This is a genomic window from Neobacillus drentensis (genome assembly GCF_036966985.1).
GTDB classification, from domain to species: Bacteria; Bacillota; Bacilli; order Bacillales; family Cytobacillaceae; genus Neobacillus; species Neobacillus drentensis_E.
In genome coordinates, this window is the sequence record NZ_JBALSN010000265.1 from 710 (window position 1) to 3,653 (window position 2,944).

The 2,944-nt window shown below is 41.1% G+C and carries 3 protein-coding genes; all 3 read right to left on the minus strand.

All coding sequences use genetic code 11. From position 1 onward, the window contains the following. A partial coding sequence (locus tag V7659_RS17750) for an acyl-CoA dehydrogenase family protein (RefSeq protein ID WP_335541131.1) occupies window positions 1–881 on the minus strand: 881 nt, incomplete at its 3' end. 38 nt (window positions 882–919) lie between these two features. Then, window positions 920–1,828 (minus strand): ketopantoate reductase family protein, encoded by a 909-nt coding sequence (locus tag V7659_RS17755; RefSeq protein ID WP_335541132.1) that lies wholly within the window; start codon window positions 1,826–1,828, stop codon window positions 920–922. A gap of 291 nt (window positions 1,829–2,119) precedes the next feature. Beyond that, window positions 2,120–2,887, minus strand: coding sequence for a class II aldolase/adducin family protein (locus V7659_RS17760; RefSeq protein WP_335541133.1), 768 nt, complete (start codon window positions 2,885–2,887; stop codon window positions 2,120–2,122). Window positions 2,888–2,944: the final 57 nt, after the last annotated feature.

The following is a 2,944-nucleotide window of genomic DNA, read 5'->3' on the forward strand; positions in this document are numbered from 1 at the left end:
GCTTCAATTTCAACCGCCATTTCCGCGAGCATATGACTGACTGCCTGGTTGGTAATGATTGGTTTTCCAAATTGAATCCGTTCCTTCGCATATCGCGTTGATATATCAAGGAGTTTTTGACAGGATCCCAGATTACGAGAAGCGAGTCCAGCTCGGCCATTCGTTAAGATCTTTAACGCATTGACATAACCTTGTCCTTCGATCCCCAAGACATTTTCTATTGGTACCTCGCAATCTTCGAAGATTAATTCAGCAGATTGAGATCCCCGTAAACCCATTTTTTTCTCGATTGCTCCTACTTTAAAACCAGGAAAGTCTTTTTCAATAATGAACGAGGTAATTCCCTTCGCACCCTTTCCAGGATCGGTTGCAGCCATCACAGTAAACACACTCGCCTCAGTCGCATTCGTGATGTAATGCTTCAAGCCGTTTAAGATGTATTTATCTCCTTTTCTGACCGCAGTTGTTTTCAAATTTGCCGCATTTGAGCCGGCCTCTGGTTCCGTTAAGGCAAATGCTCCAATTCTTTCACCGCTTGCCATAGCAGGAAGATATTTTTTCTTCTGCAGTTCATTGCCCAATTCAACAATCCCAACCGTCCCAATCCCTGTATGTGCCCCAATCAACGTGGTGTAGCCGTTATGCGTTTGACCAATCTCCTCATATAAGGCACATTTGCCGACCATACCAATCCCAAGTCCGCCATACTCTTCTGGAATACTTAAGCCAAATAAACCTAAATCTTTAGAGAGATTGATGATCCTTTCCGGGATATGGTTTTCTTCTTCAATTTGCATGGCTACCGCTTCCACTTCTGTTTGGACAAAATCTCTGACATTCTTTTTTAAAAAAAGAATGTCCTCATCTAATTCAAAGTTCATGATTAACACCTCCTAAAAATGATATCCTTGAGTTAATACTAGCTAACCTGATATTTTAATAGATAATAGATTGTTTCAAGAACAGGAGTTTCAACCTTAACTTCCTTCCCTTTTTTGACTATGTATCCACAGATCGATTCTAATTCTAGTGGTTTACCTTTAAGCCGATCCTGGAGCATCGAAGTTTGATGGTCCCTCGCTAGTTGCCCTTGCGCCAAAATGGTTTCATAATAGTCCTCATCCATATCAATGCCCAGTCCAACTGCCACAGCAATCGCTTCTTTACAAATTTTTACTGATAAATTGTGTAAGCCCTCATCATCAAATATGGCACCAACCCTTGATTCTACTAGAGCTGTTAATGGATTAAAGGTGACATTCCACAATAGTTTGTTCCACTTAATTTTAATAACATTAGATGAAGTAAAGGTTTCGATGTTTGCTGCATTTACTAATGTCGATACCTCATTTACTTTTTTACTTAAGCTATTGTCCAAAGCCCCGATAATTAATCTTGGGGGTACACCAATCTGCTTAACAACACCCGAGTCCGTTACAATCGCTTGGATGTAGGCAGCCGCTGAGAGGATTCTCCTTTCACCATAAATGGAAGAGAGAATTTCTTCATTGTCCACTCCATTTTGAAGCGTCAGGATCAGGCAGGTTTCTTTTATAAAAGGCTGAAGATGGATAGCAACATCCTTTGTATCTGTTGCTTTTACACAAAATAACAGCAAATCTATTTCTGAGAATGCTTCATATTGGTCAGTAAAGATTCCATCAATGGTGAAATCTTCCCATTCACTTTTAATCATTAAGCCTTTCTCCCGCATTCTCTCGAGGCTTTTTCCTCTTCCTAAAAAAATCACATCATTTCCAGCCTTCTTCAAAAGTCCGCCAAAATAGCCACCGACCGCACCAGTTCCTGCTACACCAATCTTCTTCATAAATATCCCCCTGAAATTTATGTAAACAATGTTTAAATCTATTTCTATTGAGTTTACGAGCAGGAAGAAAATAGGATTGGTGATTGGCTGCCCGAATTCCTCCTGCAACAGGTTTACAGTCGTCAATAGACCTTATTGTCGACCCAATTTCCTTCTCCAACAGGTTTTCGGTCGTCAATAGACCTTATTGTCGACCCAAATTCCATTCGAAACTGGTTTACGGTAGTCAATAAATCAAAAATCTTGGCCACGATAAATTACCTTGGTAACTACTCTAAGGTCGTCACAATCCTATTCTAATAGATCTGGTTGCTCCTTAACGATCCGATTCCATAATGGCTGGAATTGAAACCAGCCAGCCTCAAAGGTTCCCACTGTTTCGTATGTTATACTCGCATTTCCATTCTCAATTAGAACAGGTTTACCTACAGACTCGGCAAGCAATTGTGCCTGGCAGGAACGTTCCATCGTGATAAACCACCAGGCCGCTTCATCAACTGACTTCCCTACCGTAAGCAAGCCGTGATTTCGTAATATACACGCTTTACGGTTCCCTAGTGCTTTCCCAATCCTTTTTCCTTCTTCAATATCTAAAACCACGCCAGTATAATCATCAAATAATGAATGATCATTATAAAAAGCACAGGCGTCTTGGGTAATAGGATCGAGCAGGCGCCCAAGCGATGACCATGATTTCCCGTAAACAGAATGGGCATGTGCAGCTGCGATTACATCTGGCCGCGCTTCATGAACCTGAGAATGGATGGCAAAGGCTGCACGATTAACAGGGTATTTGCCTTCGACAACCACACCCTCATGGTTACAGAGAATTAAGTCAGAGGCCTTAATTTGGCTAAAATGCATTCCGAACGGGTTAACCCAGAAGTGATCTTTTAACTCAGGATCCCGTGCGGTAATATGTCCTGCCACTCCTTCATCAAAGCCAAATTTTGAAAATAAACGGAAGGAGGCAGCTAATTTTTGTTTTAAATGGTGCCGTTCCTCCTCTATCGTTGAAAAAACTGGCGGGTGATAGCTTAATACCATTTTGGATGACATGGATTCACTCCTTTTTATTATGGGCTATTTTCGCATAGATTTTTGTTTTTCGTAAAA